Source organism: Streptomyces sp. BBFR51 (genome assembly GCF_044591655.1).
In the GTDB taxonomy this organism is placed as follows: Bacteria; Actinomycetota; Actinomycetes; order Streptomycetales; family Streptomycetaceae; genus Streptomyces.
The window spans coordinates 4,526,152-4,544,338 of the sequence record NZ_CP172448.1 but is presented as its reverse complement, the minus strand read 5'-3'; the positions used below and the strand labels follow the sequence as shown (position 1 = coordinate 4,544,338).

General features: G+C 71.7%; 19 protein-coding genes. 5 read left to right on the top strand and 14 right to left on the bottom strand.

The features are described 5' to 3' along the window. Positions 1-14: 14 nt before the first annotated feature. From ACGH7X_RS20755 to ACGH7X_RS20715, 9 genes are all read right to left on the bottom strand, one after another. A complete protein-coding gene (locus tag ACGH7X_RS20755; RefSeq protein ID WP_399886900.1) occupies positions 15-1,310 on the bottom strand; it encodes a hypothetical protein in 1,296 nt (431 codons plus the stop codon). Next, on the bottom strand, positions 1,307-1,879 hold the full coding sequence (locus tag ACGH7X_RS20750) for a SigE family RNA polymerase sigma factor (RefSeq protein WP_399886899.1): 573 nt from the start codon (positions 1,877-1,879) through the stop codon (positions 1,307-1,309). The genes ACGH7X_RS20755 and ACGH7X_RS20750 overlap by 4 nt, the downstream gene beginning before the upstream one ends. 497 nt (positions 1,880-2,376) lie before the next feature. Further along, entirely contained in the window at positions 2,377-3,453 is a 1,077-nt protein-coding gene (locus tag ACGH7X_RS20745; RefSeq protein WP_399886898.1) for an aspartate-semialdehyde dehydrogenase, read from the bottom strand. Then, the gene (locus ACGH7X_RS20740; protein ID WP_399886897.1) at positions 3,453-4,730 is read right to left on the bottom strand and encodes an aspartate kinase; all 1,278 of its coding nucleotides are present in this window, start codon (positions 4,728-4,730) and stop codon (positions 3,453-3,455) included. Before ACGH7X_RS20740 ends, ACGH7X_RS20745 begins: the two co-directional genes overlap by 1 nt. 349 nt (positions 4,731-5,079) lie before the next feature. Continuing rightward, a complete protein-coding gene (locus ACGH7X_RS20735) occupies positions 5,080-6,117 on the bottom strand; it encodes a hypothetical protein (RefSeq protein WP_399886896.1) in 1,038 nt (345 codons plus the stop codon). A gap of 291 nt (positions 6,118-6,408) precedes the next feature. Continuing rightward, positions 6,409-6,510, bottom strand: a complete 102-nt coding sequence (locus ACGH7X_RS20730) for a DUF397 domain-containing protein (protein ID WP_399886895.1) — start codon at positions 6,508-6,510, stop codon at positions 6,409-6,411. A gap of 153 nt (positions 6,511-6,663) precedes the next feature. Then, a complete protein-coding gene (locus ACGH7X_RS20725; RefSeq protein WP_399886894.1) occupies positions 6,664-7,323 on the bottom strand; it encodes a DUF5063 domain-containing protein in 660 nt (219 codons plus the stop codon). Beyond that, on the bottom strand, positions 7,316-7,915 hold the full coding sequence (gene recR, locus ACGH7X_RS20720; RefSeq protein WP_399886893.1) for a recombination mediator RecR: 600 nt from the start codon (positions 7,913-7,915) through the stop codon (positions 7,316-7,318). The genes ACGH7X_RS20725 and recR overlap by 8 nt, the downstream gene beginning before the upstream one ends. Positions 7,916-8,002: 87 nt before the next feature. Then, a complete protein-coding gene (locus ACGH7X_RS20715) occupies positions 8,003-8,347 on the bottom strand; it encodes a YbaB/EbfC family nucleoid-associated protein (protein WP_399886892.1) in 345 nt (114 codons plus the stop codon). A gap of 238 nt (positions 8,348-8,585) precedes the next feature. Between ACGH7X_RS20715 and ACGH7X_RS20710 the strand changes: the two genes are divergently transcribed. Further along, positions 8,586-9,344, top strand: coding sequence for an SLATT domain-containing protein (locus ACGH7X_RS20710; RefSeq protein ID WP_399886891.1), 759 nt, complete (start codon positions 8,586-8,588; stop codon positions 9,342-9,344). A 60-nt stretch (positions 9,345-9,404) separates the two neighbouring features. Here ACGH7X_RS20710 and ACGH7X_RS20705 read toward each other — a convergent pair whose 3' ends face one another. After that, positions 9,405-11,342 carry a protein kinase gene (locus ACGH7X_RS20705; RefSeq protein ID WP_399886890.1) on the bottom strand — a complete coding sequence of 646 codons (1,938 nt, stop codon included), beginning with the start codon at positions 11,340-11,342 and terminating at the stop codon, positions 9,405-9,407. A 193-nt stretch (positions 11,343-11,535) separates the two neighbouring features. Between ACGH7X_RS20705 and ACGH7X_RS20700 the strand changes: the two genes are divergently transcribed. The 3 genes from ACGH7X_RS20700 (at position 11,536) to ACGH7X_RS20690 (ending at position 14,511) form a co-directional block, all read left to right on the top strand. Further along, on the top strand, positions 11,536-12,891 hold the full coding sequence (locus ACGH7X_RS20700; RefSeq protein WP_399886889.1) for an aspartate aminotransferase family protein: 1,356 nt from the start codon (positions 11,536-11,538) through the stop codon (positions 12,889-12,891). A 146-nt stretch (positions 12,892-13,037) separates the two neighbouring features. After that, the gene (locus ACGH7X_RS20695; RefSeq protein ID WP_399886888.1) at positions 13,038-13,739 is read left to right on the top strand and encodes a GntR family transcriptional regulator; all 702 of its coding nucleotides are present in this window, start codon (positions 13,038-13,040) and stop codon (positions 13,737-13,739) included. Between the two features lie 121 nt (positions 13,740-13,860). Then, entirely contained in the window at positions 13,861-14,511 is a 651-nt protein-coding gene (locus ACGH7X_RS20690) for a hypothetical protein (protein ID WP_399886887.1), read from the top strand. A 15-nt stretch (positions 14,512-14,526) separates the two neighbouring features. Here the strand turns inward: ACGH7X_RS20690 and ACGH7X_RS20685 are convergent, their stop codons facing one another. The 4 genes from ACGH7X_RS20685 to ACGH7X_RS20670 all read right to left on the bottom strand — a co-directional run bounded on the left by ACGH7X_RS20685 (position 14,527) and on the right by ACGH7X_RS20670 (position 16,998). Next, positions 14,527-14,691 (bottom strand): hypothetical protein, encoded by a 165-nt coding sequence (locus ACGH7X_RS20685; protein ID WP_399886885.1) that lies wholly within the window; start codon positions 14,689-14,691, stop codon positions 14,527-14,529. 124 nt (positions 14,692-14,815) lie between these two features. Continuing rightward, entirely contained in the window at positions 14,816-15,019 is a 204-nt protein-coding gene (locus ACGH7X_RS20680) for a hypothetical protein (RefSeq protein ID WP_399886884.1), read from the bottom strand. Between the two features lie 55 nt (positions 15,020-15,074). Continuing rightward, positions 15,075-15,563 (bottom strand): DUF3515 family protein, encoded by a 489-nt coding sequence (locus tag ACGH7X_RS20675; protein WP_399886883.1) that lies wholly within the window; start codon positions 15,561-15,563, stop codon positions 15,075-15,077. A 151-nt stretch (positions 15,564-15,714) separates the two neighbouring features. Then, positions 15,715-16,998: an adenylosuccinate synthase gene (locus ACGH7X_RS20670; RefSeq protein WP_399886882.1), complete on the bottom strand. Its 1,284-nt coding sequence runs from the start codon at positions 16,996-16,998 to the stop codon at positions 15,715-15,717. A 186-nt stretch (positions 16,999-17,184) separates the two neighbouring features. On the opposite strand from ACGH7X_RS20670, the gene ACGH7X_RS20665 reads away from it, so the two are divergent. After that, positions 17,185-18,117, top strand: a complete 933-nt coding sequence (locus ACGH7X_RS20665; protein ID WP_399886881.1) for a diacylglycerol kinase family protein — start codon at positions 17,185-17,187, stop codon at positions 18,115-18,117. Positions 18,118-18,187 lie beyond the last annotated feature (70 nt).

The window sequence follows — 18,187 nt, the reverse complement described above, 5'->3', positions numbered from 1 at the left end:
CGAGACCGGCACCGCTAGGCCACCGGGTCCGCCAGCACGCCCGTCCAGTACACGGTCCCCGCGCACGCGTTGGACACCGTGGCCGTCGCCGAGCCCGAGCCGCCGCCCTCCGGGGTGTACGTCACCGACACGCTGCCCTCGGCCGGGCCGTCCTCGCTGATCAGCTGGGCCGTGGGTCCGGCCTCGCCGCCGCCCGCGGAGGTGCCGCCCGCGACGGTCGTGTCACCGGTGGGCGAGGGATCGGCCGTGGGCCCGCCCGTGCCGCCGCCCGTGGTGTCGCCGGTGGTGGGACAGGTCTCCGAGGGCACCCAGGCGAACTGCACCTCGTACGCGGAGCCCGGCGCCAGCGTCAGCGAGGCGGTCTCCAGCGACGGGTCGGGCAGTCCGGCCGCGGCGTCCCCGGCGGCGTGCCGAGCGGTGCCGATCCTGGACGCGTTCGCCGCGCCCAGCGAGGCGGTGACCACGTTGCCGGGGCCCGTGACGGTACAGCCGTCCGAGGAGACGTTGGTGACGCGGAAGGAGCCGTAGACCACGCCCGTGGAGTCGGGGGCGGCGCTGCTCGCGACGGCCGGGCCGAGCGAGCCCGACGCACACGCGGGGATGTCGGCGGGGCTGCTTGCGGTGGGCGCGGTGCCCGGGGCCGAGCCCGTCGCGGCGCCGCTCTCCTTGTCGCCGGGCGTCTCCTCGGGGTCGGCCGTGCCCTTGTCCTCGGCCGTGCCCCCGGAACCGGCGATGCCGCTCTGGCCGCCGGCCGGGTCCTTGCCCTCGGAAGCACCGCCCTGCGCCTGCGAGGCGTTGCCCGCGACGGACGGGTCGGCGCCCGCGCCGGTGGAGTTGGAGACGTGCACGAGGGCCGGGACCGCCGTGCCGAGGAAGAGGGCGGCGGCGGCCACTCCGACGACGGCCTGGCGCTTGCGGGCCCGCCGGGCGGGTACCGCGCGCCGCAGGTGGTCCAGGGTGCCGTCGCTCGGCTCCATCTCCCGGACCGCCTGGTGCATCATCCTGCGCAGGTCCGGCTCGTCGGTGCCGGATCCGTCGGTGCCTGATCCGTCGGTGCGGGGCCCGTCGGGCTCCTCGGCCCGGTGGGTGCCGGGGCCCTGTTCGGCGGGGCCGTGGTTCACAGTTCCGTTCCCAGCGTGCGTGTGCTTCTGCTGCTCTTGCCCGTGCGACCCGGCAGGGGACGCGTGCGACCCGGCAGGGGACGCGTGCGACCCGGCAGGGGACGCGTGCGACCCGGCGGGGGGCCCGTCCGCGCCGGCCGGCTCCCGCCCCTCGTGGGCGTCCGGCCGCGCGTCGTTGCCGTCGCTCATACCGGTGCCTCCATGGCCACCCTGAGCGCCGCGATCCCGCGCGATCCGTACGCCTTGACCGAGCCCAGGGATATCCCGAGCGTCTCGGCGACCTGTGCCTCCGTCATGTCGGCGAAGTAGCGGAGCACCAGGACCTCGCGCTGGCGGCGCTGGAGCCCCTTCATCGCCTTGATCAGGGAGTCGCGCTCCAGCTGGTCGTAGGCGCCCTCCTCCGCGCTGGCCATGTCGGGCATGGGCTTGGAGAGGAGCTTGAGGCCGAGGATGCGGCGGCGCAGCGCCGAGCGCGAGAGATTGACGACGGTCTGACGCAGGTACGCCAGGGTCTTCTGCGGGTCGCGGACGCGTTTGCGCGCCGAGTGGACGCGGATGAAGGCCTCCTGGACCACGTCCTCGCAGGAGGCCGTGTCGTCGAGGAGGAGGGCGGCGAGGCCGAGGAGCGAGCGGTAGTGCGCCCGGTAGGTCTCGGTGAGGTGGTCGACGGTGGTACCCGCCGCCACGTCCTCGGCGCCGTCGCGCTGGTTCGATATGCGGGCCGGCCGCGCTGCGGGCATCGGCGCAATCACCGGCATGCCACCGGCCGGCCCGGCCACACGGGGTCGGACGGACCGGACGGGCGGCCGCACGGCGGGGCCGCGCGTCGCTGCGGTGAAATCGAGTACCTCTGCCACGCCTGTTGGACACGCCTGCCCCCGAGAGGGTTGTACGTGCCGGGCGTCACGTTCCGGTGTCCGTCGGGCAGCCACCCGGCTGACGGTGCGTCATAGGCCCTCATCGTCCGCTCTTCCCCTATGTCCCATGTGAACGGGCGTCCCCACGCCCGTCCTCGGCGTCCCCACGCCGACTCGCGCGTCCCCGCGCCCTGAATGGGTGACCGCAAAGACGCTCCCCGCCGTCCGCGTGGTTGCGGAGGGCGGGGAGGAAATCCTCTGACGGCTCGGGTGTCCGTTACAAGTAGTCCGGACCAACTTCCGGATCACATCTCGTCCATGGATCCTACAAACGAAACCCACAGCGACCGGGGCACTTTGCCCCGCTGATCCTTTTTCACCCGAGTCTCACGCGAGTTTCACCCGAACTCGGCCGCCACCAGCTCCGCGATCTGCGCGGTGTTCAGCGCCGCGCCCTTGCGCAGGTTGTCCCCGCACACGAAGAGTTCGAGCGCCGTGGGGTCGTCCAGGGCCCGGCGCACCCTGCCCACCCAGGTCGGGTCGGTGCCGACCACGTCGGCGGGGGTCGGGAACTCCCCCGCGGCCGGGTTGTCGAAAAGAACCACGCCCGGCGCGGTGGCCAGGATCTCCCGCGCCCCCTGGACACTGACCTCGCCCTCGAAGCGCGCGTGCACGGTCAGGGAATGCGTGGTCACCACGGGGACCCGTACGCAGGTCACGGCGACCGGCAGCTGCGGCAGCCCGAGGATCTTGCGGGACTCGTCCCGCACCTTCATCTCCTCCGACGACCAGCCGTCGTCCCTGAGCGAACCGGCCCACGGTACGACGTTCAGCGCGACCGGCTCCGGGAACGGCCCGGTGTCGTCGCCAACCGCCCGCCGTACGTCGCCGGGGTGGGTCCCCAGCTCGGTGCCGGCCACCAGGGACAGCTGCCGGCGCAGCGTGTCCACGCCGTCCCGCCCGGCCCCGCTCACCGCCTGGTACGAGGAGACGACCAGCTCGCGCAGCCCGAACTCGGCGTGCAGCGCGCCCAGCGCCACGATCATGGACAGCGTCGTGCAGTTCGGGTTGGCGACGATCCCGCGCGGCCGCATCCGCGCCGCGTGCGGATTGACCTCGGGCACGACCAGCGGCACGTCGGGGTCCATCCGGAACGCGCCGGAGTTGTCGACGACCACCACACCCTTGGCGGCGGCGACCGGCGCCCACCGCGCGGCGACCTCGTCGGGTACGTCGAACATCGCGACGTCGACCCCGTCGAAGGCCTCCTCGGTGAGCGCCACCACCTCGACCTCCTCGCCGCGCACGGCCAGCTTGCGGCCGGCCGAGCGCGGTGAGGCGATCAGGCGGATGTCGCCCCAGACGTCCGCGTGCTGGGACAGGATCTGGAGCATGACCGAGCCGACGGCGCCGGTCGCTCCCACGACGGCGAGCGTGGGCCGCCCGTCCCGGCCGGTGCCTCCCGTGCCGGACATCAGCGTCCGGTGCCCCCGTAGACGACCGCCTCGTCGCTGTCGGAGTCGAGCCCGAAAGCGGTGTGCACGGCGCGCACGGCCTCGTTCACGTCGTCCTTGCGGGTGACGACCGAGATGCGGATCTCGGAGGTCGAGATCAGCTCGATGTTCACACCGGCGTCGGAGAGCGCGGTGAAGAAGTCGGCGGTGACGCCCGGGTTGCTCTTCATCCCCGCGCCGACCAGGGAGATCTTGCCGATCTGGTCGTCGTAGCGCAGCGAGTCGAAGCCGATGCCCGGCCGGTTCTTCTCCAGCGCGTCGATGGCCTTGCGGCCCTCGCTCTTGGGGAGCGTGAAGGAGATGTCCGTGAGGCCGGTGGAGGCGGCGGACACGTTCTGCACGACCATGTCGATGTTGACCTGGGCGTCGGCGATGGCGCGGAAGATCGCGGCCGCCTCGCCCGGCTTGTCGGGCACACCGACAACCGTGACCTTGGCCTCGGAGGTGTCGTGCGCGACTCCGGAGATGAGGGCCTGCTCCACGTGCTTTTCCCCTTGCTTGATCGGCTCGCTGCTGACCCACGTGCCCTGCAGTCCGCTGAAGCTGGACCGCACGTGGATCGGGATGTTGTACCGGCGGGCGTATTCCACGCAACGGTGGAGCAGCACCTTGGAGCCGGAGGCAGCGAGCTCCAGCATGTCCTCGAAGGAGATCCAGTCGATCTTCTTCGCCTTCGGCACCACGCGCGGGTCGGCGGTGAACACGCCGTCGACGTCCGTGTAGATCTCGCAGACGTCCGCGTCGAGCGCGGCGGCGAGGGCGACGGCCGTGGTGTCGGACCCGCCGCGGCCCAGCGTGGTGATGTCCTTGCTGTCCTGGCTGACGCCCTGGAAGCCGGCCACGATGGCGACGTTGCCCTCGTCCACCGAGGTCTTGATGCGGCCCGGCGTGACGTCGATGATCCGCGCCTTGTTGTGGACCGAGTCGGTGATGACTCCGGCCTGGCTGCCGGTGAACGACTGGGCCTCGTGACCCAGGTTTTTGATCGCCATGGCCAGCAGCGCCATGGAGATACGCTCTCCGGCGGTCAGCAGCATGTCGAGTTCACGCCCGGCAGGGATCGGGGAAACCTGCTCGGCGAGATCGATCAGCTCGTCCGTCGTGTCGCCCATCGCGGAAACGACGGCGACCACCTGGTTGCCGTTCTTCTTCGCTTCCACGATCCGCTTGGCGACGCGCTTGATGCCCTCGGCATCGGCTACGGAGGAGCCTCCGTACTTCTGCACGACAAGGCCCACGTGCGCTCCTCGCTCAATCCGTCTCTTTCCGCACGTACGTATATGTACTGCGGTCGGCTCATTTTACCGAGCGTCCGGATTTCCCCTCTGCGGTATCGCATGGTGAGACCCGGGTACTCGCTCAGGCTGGCTCATGCCCAGGAGGCCGCGGGTCACTCGGGAAAGTGCCGTGTGTCACACGTTCACAAGCGGACGATCTCAGTCCGCCAGCTCTTCGAGGGGCTCGGTGTCGCGGGTGACGTCGACGGGGGCGGGAAGCTTCACGGGCGCTCCACATGAATGCGTGCCCGGCCCGCGCAGGCGGCCAGCGCTCGGATGTCGCCCAGGTCGTCGGTGAGCGTCAGATGCTTTACGGCTTCCAGCGCCTCGGCGGCAGGCCGTTCGCGATGCGGTCGCGGTTGTCGCGGTAGTGGTAGAAGACGCGGTCCTCGATGGGCACGGGGCGGAACGTGTCGGGCACGGGGCCGCCCGTGGCGCGCTCCAGCTTCTTCTTGAGGAAGTACGCCGAGGACGTGCCCAGGTGGGCGATCTCCTCGAAGCCCTTGATGATGTCCTCGTCGGACATCGGGTTCGCCTCGTTGTCCCTGCGGCAGTCCTCGCAGATGCCCCGGTCGATCTTCACGGTGCGTTCGTCCTGGTCACAGGTGGCACAGGCCATGATCACCCGGGTCACCTTGGCGCGCGGTTCGCGCTGCTGCGGGGGCATCTTCGACTCCAGTCGTCGGCGGGCGAGTCCGCCCGGGTTGCTGACAGTGGGTGGGAGCCCTTCGGTCAGGGCTCGGGTGATGTCCTTCGGCGCCGCGCCGCGCGACAGCCACTCCTCGGCCAGCGGTTCGAGCGAGCGGCAGTCGCCCTCGGTGAGCGCCATGCGCGGCTCGGCGGTACGCAGGGCACTGAGCGCGCGGTACGCGGCACTTTCCGGCTCGGGGCCGGGCTCGGGTTCCGGCTCGCGCTCAGGTTCGGCGACGTCGGGTACGGCGGCGGCGAGCGCCTCTTCGATCCGGGCCAGACCGGGCTGGTGGTCCCGGGTCACGTCCTTGCCGTGCCGCTCCCGCGCGAACTTGGCCCACCACTCCGCCGACCTGCGGGTACGCGACCAGTACGTCCGCGTGACCCACCGCATGGTGCTGTCCTCGACGGTGATGTGTTCCTTGATCCAGCGCAGGTGGCCGGCTTCGGTGATGCGGGTCAGCGACGAGCGCGTCGCCTGCTGGCCGTAGCGCGGGTGCTCCGCCGCGATCACCTTGTGGCCCATCGCGTGGCCGCTGTCGAGGTGGTCGATGAAGACGGCGACTTCGGCGTCACGCGGGAGCAGATGTGCGAAGTCCGGGTCCGCGTGCGGGTCTTCGTCACCTGCGAGGCGCTTTCCGTAGCCCGGATTGGCCATGGGGTGAGACGCGGACGGCAGGGCGGGACTAGTGTTGGCGTAAGCCACCATCGAAACCTCGACATGTTCTTCGATGCGTCGGCCAGGTCCCGGTTTGGTGTTGGTAGCACCGCCGGGGCCGACTTTTTTCGGTCGTTTGCCGCGAACCTAGGGCGGCTTCACACACCGACGCAAGCTGATCACGCAACGTCACCCGTACGAGGTACGACGCCTCAACCCACGTTCAAACTTGGTTGGTTGGGTATTTCAACCAGCCCAGAAAACCCAAGGGAAGAGCTCGGATCCCGAGGCTCAAGCTCCGGGCTGAACTGCGCCGCAGCACGCGACCTCGACGCAGTTGCCGCCTTCGTTGTCGCTGTAGCTCGACCTGAACCACTTCAACTGGTCGCTCACGGCTGATTCACCATCCGCTCGATGAAACGGGCCGACTCGATTGGATCGAGAGCCCGCGTGCGGATCATGCTTGGCCGCTCGGTCACGCGGCTGACAACAGCTCCTCGAGGTCCACCTCGTCGAGGCGGTGGACCCAGGTGCAGTCCTCCGGTGTCACGTGACCGGGCGCAGGCCCAGCGGGCCCGCGATCTCCTGGACCATGACCTTGCCGGCCTCCTTCTCCAGGGCGTCGTCGCCGAGGTCCTGGTCGGTGTCGAGGCCGTCCAGCTCCTCCAGGGGCTGGTTCAGGCGGACGTGGGCGACGACCGACTGGAGGGCGCGCAGGGTCGCGGAGGCCGTGGAGCCCCAGTTGGAGAAGTAGGAGAACTGCCACCACCACAGGGCCTCGGTGGTGCGGCCGGCCTTGTAGTGGGCCATGCCGTGGCGGAGGTCGGTGATGACGTCGGTGAGGTCGTCGGAGATACGGGCCGGGACCGGGGCCTTGCGCGGCTCGTAGGGGTCGAAGACCTCGGAGTAGACGTCGATCGGGTCGAGGATGCGGGCCAGGTTCTCGCGGATCTCGTCCACGTCGGGCTCCGGGCCCGGGTCGGGCTCGTAGCGCTCGTCCGGGACGATGTCCTCGTGGGCGCCCAGGCGGCCGCCCGCCAGCATCAGCTGGGAGACCTCCAGGAGGAGGAAGGGGACGGCCGAGTCCGGTTCGTCGCCCTTGGCGACCTCGATGACGGCGACCAGGAAGCTCTCGATCTGGTCGGCGATCTGGACCGCGAAGTCGTCCGGATTCTGATTGGTCGCGTGCAGCGTGGCGTCAGACATCTAGGAGTCGTCTCCCCTCGAAGGCGCGGCCGAGGGTCACCTCGTCCGCGTATTCCAGGTCGCCGCCCACAGGGAGGCCGCTGGCCAGGCGGGTGACCTTGAGGCCCATGGGCTTGATCATGCGGGCGAGGTACGTGGCCGTCGCCTCGCCCTCCAGATTCGGATCCGTGGCCAGGATCAGTTCCGTGACCGTGCCGTCCGCCAGGCGGGCCAGCAGCTCACGGATACGGAGGTCGTCGGGGCCGACCCCGTCGATCGGGCTGATCGCGCCGCCGAGCACGTGGTAGCGCCCGCGGAACTCGCGGGTGCGCTCGATGGCGACGACGTCCTTCGGTTCCTCCACCACGCAGATCACCGCCGGGTCGCGGCGCGTGTCGCGGCAGATGTTGCACTGCTCCTCCTGCGCGATGTTTCCGCAGGTCGCGCAGAAGCGGACCTTGGCCTTCACTTCCATGAGGGCCTGGGCGAGCCGCCGTACGTCGGTCGGCTCCGCCTGGAGGATGTGGAAGGCGATCCGCTGCGCGCTCTTGGGACCGACGCCGGGCAGCCGCCCCAGCTCGTCGATGAGGTCCTGGACCACGCCTTCGTACAACGGACTGCCGTCCTTCCTGAGGTTCGTGCACTACGTACGGTAGATGGCTTCGGCCGGTCTGAGAAAGGCGAACCGGCAAAGGCGGACTCAGAAGGGCAGGCCGGGGATGCCGCTGCCGCCGCCCATACCCTGGGCGAGCGGGCCGAGCTTCTCCTGCTGGAGGTTCTGCGCGTTCTCGTTGGCCGCCTGGACGGCGGCGACGATCAGGTCGGCGAGGGTCTCGGTGTCCTCCGGGTCCACCGCCTTCGGGTCGATCCTGAGGCCGCGCAGCTCGCCGGAGCCGGTGACCGTGGCCTTCACCAGGCCACCGCCCGCCTGGCCGTCGACCTCCGTCTGCGCCAGTTCCTCCTGCGCCTTCGCCAGGTCCTGCTGCATCTTCTGGGCCTGCTGAAGCAGCTGCTGCATGTTGGGCTGGCCGCCACCGGGGATCACGTTCAGCTCCTATCGCTACGGTTTTGCCGTTCGGCACGAGCCTACGTGGTCCGGGCGGCCCTCGCCCCAGCACTCTTTCGAGTGATGTGGAGCGAGCCCTATACCTGATCAACGCCCTCTTCCGGGCGGAAAAGCGGCCGAACCCGGCCCTTCGCCACCCATTGGGCGGTAGGAAGGGTTCCGGCGCAGGAGGTCTTCGCGGACGGCGAGCAGTACGGCGAGCAGTAGGGAGTGCCGGGTGGGTCAGCCGGAGATGCAGCCCGAGAGGCCGCCGCAGGACGGGCGGGACGGCGAGAAGGCGGCCGGACCGCTGCCCGGCGACCTGACCGGGCGGGCGTTTCCCCTCGGGGACTGGGCGCTGCCCGCCGAGCGGCTGGACGAGCTGTACCGGTGGGTGGAGCGGGGCGCGCTGGACACGGCGGCCTGGTATCTGACGGGCCGGGTGTGGAAGCGGCGCGGTGCCGTGCTGCTGCGGGGCGGGGTCGCGGCGGGAGCTCTCGCCGGGGCGGCGCTGCCGCTCCTGGACATGTCACAGATGGTGGACGGAGCGGCCCCCTGGGGGTATCTGGCGCTGCTGTGCGCGGTGGCGTGCGTGGCGGGCGACCGGTTCTTCGGGGTCACCTCCGGGTGGATGCGGGACGTGGCCACGGCGCAGGCGGTGCAGCGGCGGCTTCAGGCACTCCAGTTCGACTGGGCGTCGGAGAGCGTGCGCGAGGTGCTGGGCCCGGCGGACGGCACGGCGAGCGAGGCGGCGGAGCGGTGCCTGCTGGTGCTGCGGCGGTTCTCCGAGGACGTGACGGAGCTGGTGCGGGCGGAGACGGCGGACTGGATGGTGGGCTTCCGGACCGGGGCCGCGCCGCTGGGGTTGCAGTCCGGGGCGGCCGGTGGGGCGGCGGGGCGGTCCGAGGCGGGGGCGGCGGGGCCGGGGCGGTTCTCCGTACCGGCGAACGGGGCCCGGCCGAACATGCCCCGCCAGCGGCCCCCGGAGCCGCGCTGAGCAGCGCTGAGCCGCGCTGAGCAGCGGCTCCTGTCGCGGAGTGCCGGCTCCTGCCGCTCACTACCGGGTGTAGGTCAGGCTGTCCCCGCTGTCGTTGCCCACGCGCCGCAGGCTGCCGTCCGGCTGCAGCGTGACCGTGGTGGGCTCCCCCGGGGTGCAGGAGCTGGCCGGTCCGACCGTCACCGTGGAGGGGCCGACGCGCACCGGGCCGTCGGCGCCCGGGGCGCCGGTCAGATCGGCCTCGAAGACGCAGTGGTAGGTGCCGTTGCCCGTGGGGCCGTCGGCGACGAGGGACAGGACGGTGTCGCCGACGTCGCCCTGCTGGATGGTCAGCTGCCGGGTGTGGACGCCGGACGCGTTGTCGATGGTGGTGGACCACGTCCCCAGGTAGCCCGTGGGGATCGTGCCGTCCCGGCCGCTCGGGGAGGGGCTCGGCCCGTCGGCACCGGCCGTCGGGGTCGACCCGTCCGTGCCGGGTCCGGGCCCCGGGTTCTGGGAGGCGCCGGCCGTCGGGGTGTTCGTGGGGTCGCCACCGGCCCGGTCGCCTTCGTCGCCGCCGCTCATCAGGGCGTAGACCGTCCCCCCGGCGCCCAGCGCGACGACCAGGGCGACGACGATCAGCAGCGCGGTGGAGCGGCCTCTTCGGGACGGCTCCCGCGACGGGCCGTACGGCGGCGGGGGCCCGTAGGGCGGAGTGGCGCCGAGGACGCCGTACGGCTGCTGGTAGCCGGGCGGCGGCGCGTTCCACGCCGGGGCCGGGGCGTATCCGTGGGCGGGCTGCTGGGGCTGCGCCTGCTGCGGGTGGCCGTAGGCGACGGGCGGGGGCGTCGGCGGGCTCTGGCCCGCGACCAGGGTGGGGAGGTGGTTCAGCGGGGCGCCGCTGCCCGGGTCGCGCGGTGGCGGCGGGCCGCCCGGCGCCGCGGCGGCCGGCTCCCGGCCGGGGGCCGCGGGTGGAAGGGCCGGCGGAGGCGGGTTCTGGGCCGCGCCCGGCACCGGGTCCGTGCCGTCGGGCGCTGCGGCGCCACCCGACGCACCCGGCACACCCGGTGCCTGCGGGTTCTCGGGGCCCTGCGGGTTCTCGGGGTTCTCCGTGTCCAGCAGCCGTACCGCGTGCCGGCCGAGCTGGGCCACCAGCGCGCTGGGCAGCCACGGGTCGCGGGAGCGGCCGTCGGTGACCGTGTCCTGCGCGCCCGTGCGCTCCAGGACCTCGGCGAGGGAGGGCCGCGCCGCGGGGTCCTTCTTCAGACAGTCGCGTACGAGGTCGGCGACGCCCTCGGGCACCGCGTCCAGGTCGGGCTCCTCCTGCGCGATGCGGAACATCAGCGCGTGCACGCCGCTGTTGGCGGTGCCGAAGGGCAGCCCGCCGGTGGCGGCGTAGGCGAGGACCGAGCCGAGGCAGAAGACGTCGCAGGCGGGCGTGATCCGGTCGCCGCGCACCTGCTCGGGCGCCATGAAGCCGGGCGAACCGACGAGCGCGCCGGTGCGGGTGAGCCCGCCGTCGGTCACCGTCTCGAGGGCGCGTGCGATGCCGAAGTCGATGACGCGGGGACCGTCGATGGTGACGAGGACGTTGGACGGCTTGAGGTCGCGGTGGATGATCCCGGCGGCGTGGATGTCCTGGAGGGCGTGGGCGAGACCGGCCCCCAGCGTGCGTACCGAGCGCTCCGGCAGCGCGCCGTGGTCGTGCCCGACGACCTGCTGGAGGCTCGGACCGGCGACGTACCCGGTGGCGAGCCACGGCACGGCCGCCTCGGTGTCGGCGTCAAGGACGGGCGCCGTCCAGTACCCGCCGACCCGCCGCGCGGACTCGACCTCCAGCCGGAACCGCTCGCGGAACTCCTCCAGCGCGGCCAGCTCCTCGCGCACCAGCTTGACGGCGACGGTCCGGCCGCGGTCGGAGCGGGCCAGATAGACGTGGCCCATGCCCCCCGCGCCAAGCCGCCCCAGCAGCCGGTACGCCCCGATGTGCTGCGGATCCCCGTCCCCCAGCTTCTGCATGTTGCGCCGCCTTCCCCCTGAACGTGAGCAACAGACCGAGGATAGTGCGGGGCGGTCTCGGGGTGAGCCAGTCTTGTCCACGGTTCCGTAACGGAGCGGCTCCCCCGATGTCGACAACCTGTCGTGGAAAGCTCCCGACCGCAGACAGGACGCCGATTCCGTTTCCGCATCGCGGACATCTACGCTCGGCCGCATGACTCCTCAGCCCCATCCCCAGGCCGGCGCGGCCGTGAAGGCCGCGGACCGCGCGCATGTCTTCCACTCCTGGTCAGCGCAGGAGCTCATCGATCCGCTCGCCGTCGCCGGCGCCGAGGGGTCGTACTTCTGGGACTACGAAGGCAAGCGCTACCTCGACTTCTCCAGCGGGCTCGTCTACACGAACATCGGCTACCAGCACCCCAAGGTCGTCGCCGCGATCCAGGAGCAGGCGGGGCGGATGACGACGTTCGCGCCCGCGTTCGCGATCGAGGCGCGCTCCGAGGCGGCGCGGCTGATCGCCGAGCGGACGCCCGGCGACCTGGACAAGATCTTCTTCACCAACGGCGGGGCCGACGCGGTGGAGCACGCCGTGCGCATGGCGCGGCTGCACACCGGCCGGCCGAAGGTGCTGTCGGCGTACCGCTCCTACCACGGCGGCACCCAGCAGGCGATCAACCTCACCGGCGACCCGCGCCGGTGGGCCTCGGACAGCGGCTCGGCCGGTGTCGTGCACTTCTGGGCGCCCTTCCCGTACCGCTCGCGCTTCTACGCCGAGACGGAGGAGCAGGAGTGCGCGCGGGCGCTGGAGCACCTGGAGACGACGATCGCCTTCGAGGGCCCGGGGACCGTCGCCGCGATCATCCTGGAGACGATCCCGGGCACGGCGGGGATCATGATGCCGCCGGCCGGCTACCTGGCCGGGGTCCGCGAGATCTGCGACAAGTACGGGATCGTCTTCGTGCTCGACGAGGTCATGGCCGGGTTCGGACGGACCGGTACGTGGTTCGCCGCCGACCTGTACGACGTGGTGCCCGACCTGATGACCTTCGCCAAGGGCGTGAACTCGGGGTATGTGCCGCTGGGCGGTGTCGCCATCTCAGGGAGGATCGCCGAGACGTTCGCCGAGCGGCCCTACCCCGGCGGGCTGACCTACTCCGGGCACCCGCTGGCCTGCGCCGCCGCCGTCGCCACGATCGGCGTCATGGCGGAGGAGGGCGTCGTCGAGCACGCGGCGCGGCTCGGTGCCGAGATCGTCGAGCCGGCGCTGCGGGAGCTGGCCGTACGGCACCCGAGCGTGGGCGAGGTGCGCGGGACCGGCATGTTCTGGGCGCTGGAGCTGGTGAGGAACCGGGAGACCCGGGAGCCGCTGGTGCCCTACAACGCGACCGGACAGGCGGCCACCCCGATGTCCGCGTTCGCCGCGTCCGCCAAGTCCCACGGCCTGTGGCCGTTCGTGAACATGAACCGGACCCACGTCGTGCCGCCGTGCAACATCTCCGAGGCGGAGCTGAAGGAGGGCCTGGCGGCCCTGGACACGGCACTGTCCGTCGCGGACGAGTACACCGAGTAAGACCCGGGCAGGGCCCTGCCCGCATACGGGCAGGGAGGGAACCCGAGCGCGTAAGGTGGCGTGCCCGTACACGGTAGACACGTGTACGAGCACGCCACAGACGTGTGCGCGTACGCCCCCGGACGCGACGAGGAGACCGCCCGACCATGCCCGGCCCCAGCGGCACCGGTGCCGTCACGCGCAGCACCCTGCGGCAGCAGATCGCCGACGCGCTCCGCGACGAGGTGCTGGCGGGGCGGCTCCAGCCGGGGCAGGAGTTCACGGTCAAGGAGATCGCCGAGCAGTACGGGGTGTCCGCGACGCCGGTGCGCGAGGCCCTGGTCGACCTGTCCGCGCAGGGGCTCCTCGACGCCGACCACCATCGCGGCTTCCGCGTGCACGAGTACTCGGTCGACGACTTCCGCGGCATGATCGAGGCCCGCAGTCTCGTGACCGACGGGATGTTCCTCTCCCTGGTCGCCGACCTGCCGGGCGGACCGGACCCGGCCGACCCGCGCATCGCGGCCGCCCTCGCCGGGGTCCGCCGGCGCGGCGAGGAGGCCCAGCGCGCCGCCGCGGCCGGCGACCTGACCGTCCTGATCGGCTACGACCTGCGCTACTGGCGCGAGCTGGCGGCCCTCTTCGGCAACCCCTACCTCTCCGACTTCCTGCACCGGCTGCGTGTGCAGAGCTGGGTGTGCACGGTGCAGCACCTGCGCCGGCTCAGCGAGCTGCGCGGCGCGCTGTGGTCGGGGCACACCGAACTGGTCGACGCGCTCGCCGCCCGCGACGTCGCGGGCGCGCGCTCGCTCGTCAACGCGTACAACGCGCACTCGCTCGCCCTCATCGAGCGGCTCACGGGGCGATGACCGGCGCTGAGATGACCACCGTCTGAGGTGTCGTGGTCCGGCGTCAGGTGGGTATGGGACCTGCACGCAACACGCACCGACTACGCTTCCCTGACCGCTGTGCTGTGTGAGGAGCCCTCTTTTGGCCTGTGACCTGTGGCTGGTACCGCTCGTCGATGTCTTGTGCCACACGCCGGACAACCCGTTCGCCGAGGAACTCGCGCAATACGACAAGGTGCTCGCCGAGGCCGGGCTGCCGCCGGTGCCGGTGTACCAGTACATGCCGGGACTGTCCGGCGAGGTCGCCCCGGTGGCCGGTTTCGACTACGACGCGCTGCATTTCCTGCGCCGGGCACACCTCCTCCAGGTGTGCGGGCTCCAGGTGACGCCGGTGGACGAACTCGGCGGTGACTACGAGCAGTTGCTGGAGATGTTCGAGTCGACGGCCCAGCAGTCCCACCTGGTCTGGCACTACGACCACGCGGGCGCCTACGTCCCGGTCGACTTCCCGCACCCGCTCGCCAACGACGAACTCCTGGCGGGCGGCGGCCCCCTGGGCTCCTCGCACACCCTGCTGCGGGAGCTGGAGGCGGTCGCCCCCGTCCTCGGCATCGATCCGGCCAACCCCCCGGCTCCGCCGCAGCCGCCGCTCGCCCCGACGGAGCTGGAGGAACCGGCCGTGCCCGCTCCGTACGACTCCAGCCCCTTCGCCCGGGAGCGCCATGTGTGGCTGGGCCTGCACGCGGCGGCCACGCGGAGCCTGGCGCAGGGGTCGATGATCGTCTTCAGCTGATCGCCGCGAGGCCGGTCAGCGCCGCTGGGACAGGCCCTTGCGCAGATCGTCCGCGTTCATGTAGGCGGCCTCCGGCTTGATGTGGTCGAGCGTCTGGCTGATCAACTCGGGCAACTTCCCGCTGCGGATCGCCTCGTTCGCCTTCTCCGTGTCCAGCGTCGCCTTGAGCAGCACGCGCATCGCACTCACCTTCTTCTGCCGACGCGACGTGTACAGCCTCAGCTTATGCCCGTGATGTCCCGTTCGTTCAGGCGTCACTCCGGGTGGACCATTCCGGGGTGCGCGTGCCCTCGGTGGTCTCTCATCACCGCACCAGGGTGATCCCCGGCGGCCACAGCACCCCGTCGGCCAGCAGGAGCGAGGGTCCCAGGTGCAGGGGGCACACCCGCAGCGGTGCCCGCAGATGCCGGGCGACCTCGAAGCGGGCCGGGTCGCCGCAGTCGCCGCCGGGTTCGGTCCCGCCACCGTACGGGCCCCGGCAGGAAGCGGCGCGGTCACGGTCGGTCATGCACCCGATCCGACACCAGGGCATGCGCGGGCGCCCGGCGAAGAGGGCCGAACGGCTACAGGACGTCGGCGTCCTCGAGGCCGACGCACTTGCGCTGCTGCGGGATCCACTTCACCGCGGGGTCCAGCGCGGCGAGGATGCCGCCCACGTCCTCGCGCGAACCCGAGTACGTCAGCTCCACGGCCGGGGAGCGGCCGTACGTCCGCAGGACGCTCACGCCGTCGCGCTTGAGCCGCTCCTCGTCCAGGACCCAGTCGACGCCGTCCGCGGTGACGCAGAGGTTGATGTTGGGCGGCAGTTCCTCGGCGCCGCACCTGAACAGCGCCTTCTGGCCGCCCCAGGACGCGACCCCGTCCCCGAGGGCCCAGTCGCGCGAGGCGCCGGGTATGTCGTCCGGCAGGCGGGAGACCACCTTGTCGCACTTGGGGTCGTCGGCGTGCGGGGCGGCGGAGACACGGTGGCTGTCGACGTAGAAGAGACCGCCGGTCACGGCGACGATCGCCACGGCCAGCCAGATCCACGTCCGGGTGGTGGGCTTCCGCATGTTCCGCTCGCTCCGCGCTTGTCCGCGCTGTCCGCGCTGTCCGTTCGCTGCTGGTTCCGGGCCAGCGTATCCGCCGCCCGGACGGCGACGGCCGGGGCCCCGCGCGGGGTCCCGGCCGTCGGTGTGCGGGCCGTCGGTGTGCCGGCCGTGCCTACAGGAACGAGTTGATCTCGATCGTCTCGTCCCGGCCCGGGCCCACGCCGATCGCGGAGATCGGGGCGCCGGACATCTCCTCGAGCGCCTTGACGTACGCCTGGGCGTTCTTCGGCAGGTCGGAGAAGGACTTCGCCTTGGTGATGTCCTCGCTCCAGCCGGGCAGCGTCTCGTAGACCGGCTTCGCGTGGTGGAAGTCGGTCTGCGAGTACGGCAGCTCCTCGACGCGCTTGCCGTCGATCTCGTACGCCACGCAGACCGGGATCTGCTCCCAGCCGGTGAGGACGTCGAGCTTGGTGAGGAAGAAGTCGGTGAGGCCGTTGACGCGGGTGGCGTAGCGGGCGATCACCGCGTCGAACCAGCCGCAGCGACGGTCGCGGCCGGTCGTCACACCGCGCTCGCCGCCGATGCGGCGCAGGGCCTCGCCGTCCTCGTCGAACAGCTCGGTCGGGAAGGGGCCGGCGCCGACGCGGGTCGTGTACGCCTTGAGGATGCCGATGACCCGGCTGATCTTCGTCGGGCCCACGCCGGCGCCGGTGCAGGCGCCGCCCGCGGTCGGGTTCGAGGAGGTGACGAAGGGGTACGTGCCGTGGTCGATGTCCAGGAGCGTGCCCTGGCCGCCCTCGAAGAGGACCACCTTGTCGTCGTCGAGGGCCTGGTTGAGGAGCAGGACGGTGTCGGCGACGTACGGGGCGAGCTTGTCCGCGTAGGCCAGCAGCTCCTCGACGACCTGGCCGGTGGCGATGGCGCGGCGGTTGTAGAGCTTGGTGAGCATCTGGTTCTTGACGTCGAGCGCCGCTTCGACCTTCTGGGTGAGGATCGACTCGTCGTAGAGGTCCTGGACGCGGATGCCGACGCGGTTGATCTTGTCGGCGTAGGTCGGGCCGATGCCGCGGCCGGTGGTGCCGATCTTGCGCTTGCCGAGGAAGCGTTCCGTCACCTTGTCGACGGTCACGTTGTACGGCGTGATGATGTGCGCGTTTCCGCTGATCAGGAGCTTGGACGTGTCGACGCCGCGCTCGTTCAGCCCGCTCAGCTCGGAGAACAGGACCGACGGGTCGACAACGACACCGTTACCGATGACCGGCGTACAGCCGGGAGACAGGATTCCGGAAGGGAGCAGGTGGAGGGCGTACTTCTGATCGCCCACGACTACCGTGTGGCCGGCGTTGTTGCCGCCCTGGTAGCGCACCACATAGTCGACGGAACCACCGAGCAGGTCCGTCGCCTTTCCCTTGCCTTCGTCACCCCACTGAGCACCGAGCAGCACAAGTGCGGGCACGCGCGTACACCCCTTCCGGGCGGGGCATGTCCAAGGTCGAGGGCGTACGCGGAGCGTATGGAACCGCGTGCACCGCGACCGTCGTTGGCCGCCAACCGTCGGACCGGATGCCCCGGAATAGACGAAGCCCCTGGCGCAATAGCGCAAGGGGCTCTTGCACAAAGATGCTACCCGAGGAAGCGAGGCATGGCCGAGGTGGCGACTTCCGCGAGCTCATCCGCGAACTCTTCCGCGAGGTCCGATCAGCTTCTGGTGGTCGTCGATCCGGTCGCCCGGCGGCTGGACGGGGAGTCCGTCCGGATCGCGAAAGACGTGCTCAGCGCGGGTGCGTCGCACACGAAGGTGTGTCTGCCCGACGGTCCGGAGGAGTTCGCGCGGGCGCTGGCGCGGCGCGGCTCGCGGCGGCCCGTGGTGGTCGGAGACGACAGTGCGCTGCTGCGGGCCGTGGCCCTGCTGCACCGGCGGCGGGAGCTGGCGGGCTGCGCGCTGTCGGTGGTGCCGGTCGGCTCGGTGCTCGGTCTCGCCCGGTCCCTGGGGCTGCCGATCGGGGCGGTGGCGGCGGCGCGGGCCGTGCTGGACGGGACGGAACGGCGCCTGGACCTGCTCGTCGACGACAGCGACGGGGTGGTGCTGGGGGCGGTGGGGATTCCGGGGGTGCCGGTGCCGGTGCCGGCACGCGAGGGCGCGCACGCGGGACCCGGCGGCGCCTCGGAGTCCGCGTCGGCCTCCGCCGCCGCGTCCGCGCACCCCTGGCTGCGGACCTGCCAGTCGCTCGTCCGGACGCTGGCGGCCTCGCGCCCGGCCCGGACCACCCTTGCTCCGGGGGCCGCCGGACCGGCCCGGCTGCGGGTGGAGGTCGACGGGGTGACGCTGGTGGACCTGGACCAGCCGGTCGACGGGGTGTCGGTGACGCCGGGGGCCGGAGGGATGGCCGTGGTGGAGGTGCGGCCCCTGCCGGCGGGCGCGGAGATGTCGCCGCTGACGGCGAGCGGGCGGACGGTGACCGTGTCGGGGGCGCACTTCCGCTACCGGGCCGACGCGATGGTGTCGGGGCCGGTGCGGACCCGGACGTGGGTGGTGCGCGAGGGGGCGTGGGGGCTGACGCTGCCGGCGCGATGACGGGGCAAAACGGCGTGCGCGAGCCCGGGGCCGGTGCCTACGCTCTCCGCCGGACCTGATCAGGGGGGCA

Coding starts and splice junctions, on each gene's coding strand:
- ACGH7X_RS20755 (WP_399886900.1), bottom strand. CDS start 1,310: ATGAGCGACGGCAACGACGCGCGGCCGGACGCCCACGAGGGGCGGGAG.
- ACGH7X_RS20750 (WP_399886899.1), bottom strand. CDS start 1,879: ATGCCGGTGATTGCGCCGATGCCCGCAGCGCGGCCGGCCCGCATATCG.
- ACGH7X_RS20745 (WP_399886898.1), bottom strand. CDS start 3,453: ATGTCCGGCACGGGAGGCACCGGCCGGGACGGGCGGCCCACGCTCGCC.
- ACGH7X_RS20735 (WP_399886896.1), bottom strand. CDS start 6,117: ATGGCCAATCCGGGCTACGGAAAGCGCCTCGCAGGTGACGAAGACCCG.
- ACGH7X_RS20725 (WP_399886894.1), bottom strand. CDS start 7,323: ATGTCTGACGCCACGCTGCACGCGACCAATCAGAATCCGGACGACTTC.
- ACGH7X_RS20705 (WP_399886890.1), bottom strand. CDS start 11,342: ATGCAGAAGCTGGGGGACGGGGATCCGCAGCACATCGGGGCGTACCGG.
- ACGH7X_RS20700 (WP_399886889.1), top strand. CDS start 11,536: ATGACTCCTCAGCCCCATCCCCAGGCCGGCGCGGCCGTGAAGGCCGCG.
- ACGH7X_RS20695 (WP_399886888.1), top strand. CDS start 13,038: ATGCCCGGCCCCAGCGGCACCGGTGCCGTCACGCGCAGCACCCTGCGG.
- ACGH7X_RS20685 (WP_399886885.1), bottom strand. CDS start 14,691: ATGCGCGTGCTGCTCAAGGCGACGCTGGACACGGAGAAGGCGAACGAG.
- ACGH7X_RS20680 (WP_399886884.1), bottom strand. CDS start 15,019: ATGACCGACCGTGACCGCGCCGCTTCCTGCCGGGGCCCGTACGGTGGC.
- ACGH7X_RS20675 (WP_399886883.1), bottom strand. CDS start 15,563: ATGCGGAAGCCCACCACCCGGACGTGGATCTGGCTGGCCGTGGCGATC.
- ACGH7X_RS20665 (WP_399886881.1), top strand. CDS start 17,185: ATGGCCGAGGTGGCGACTTCCGCGAGCTCATCCGCGAACTCTTCCGCG.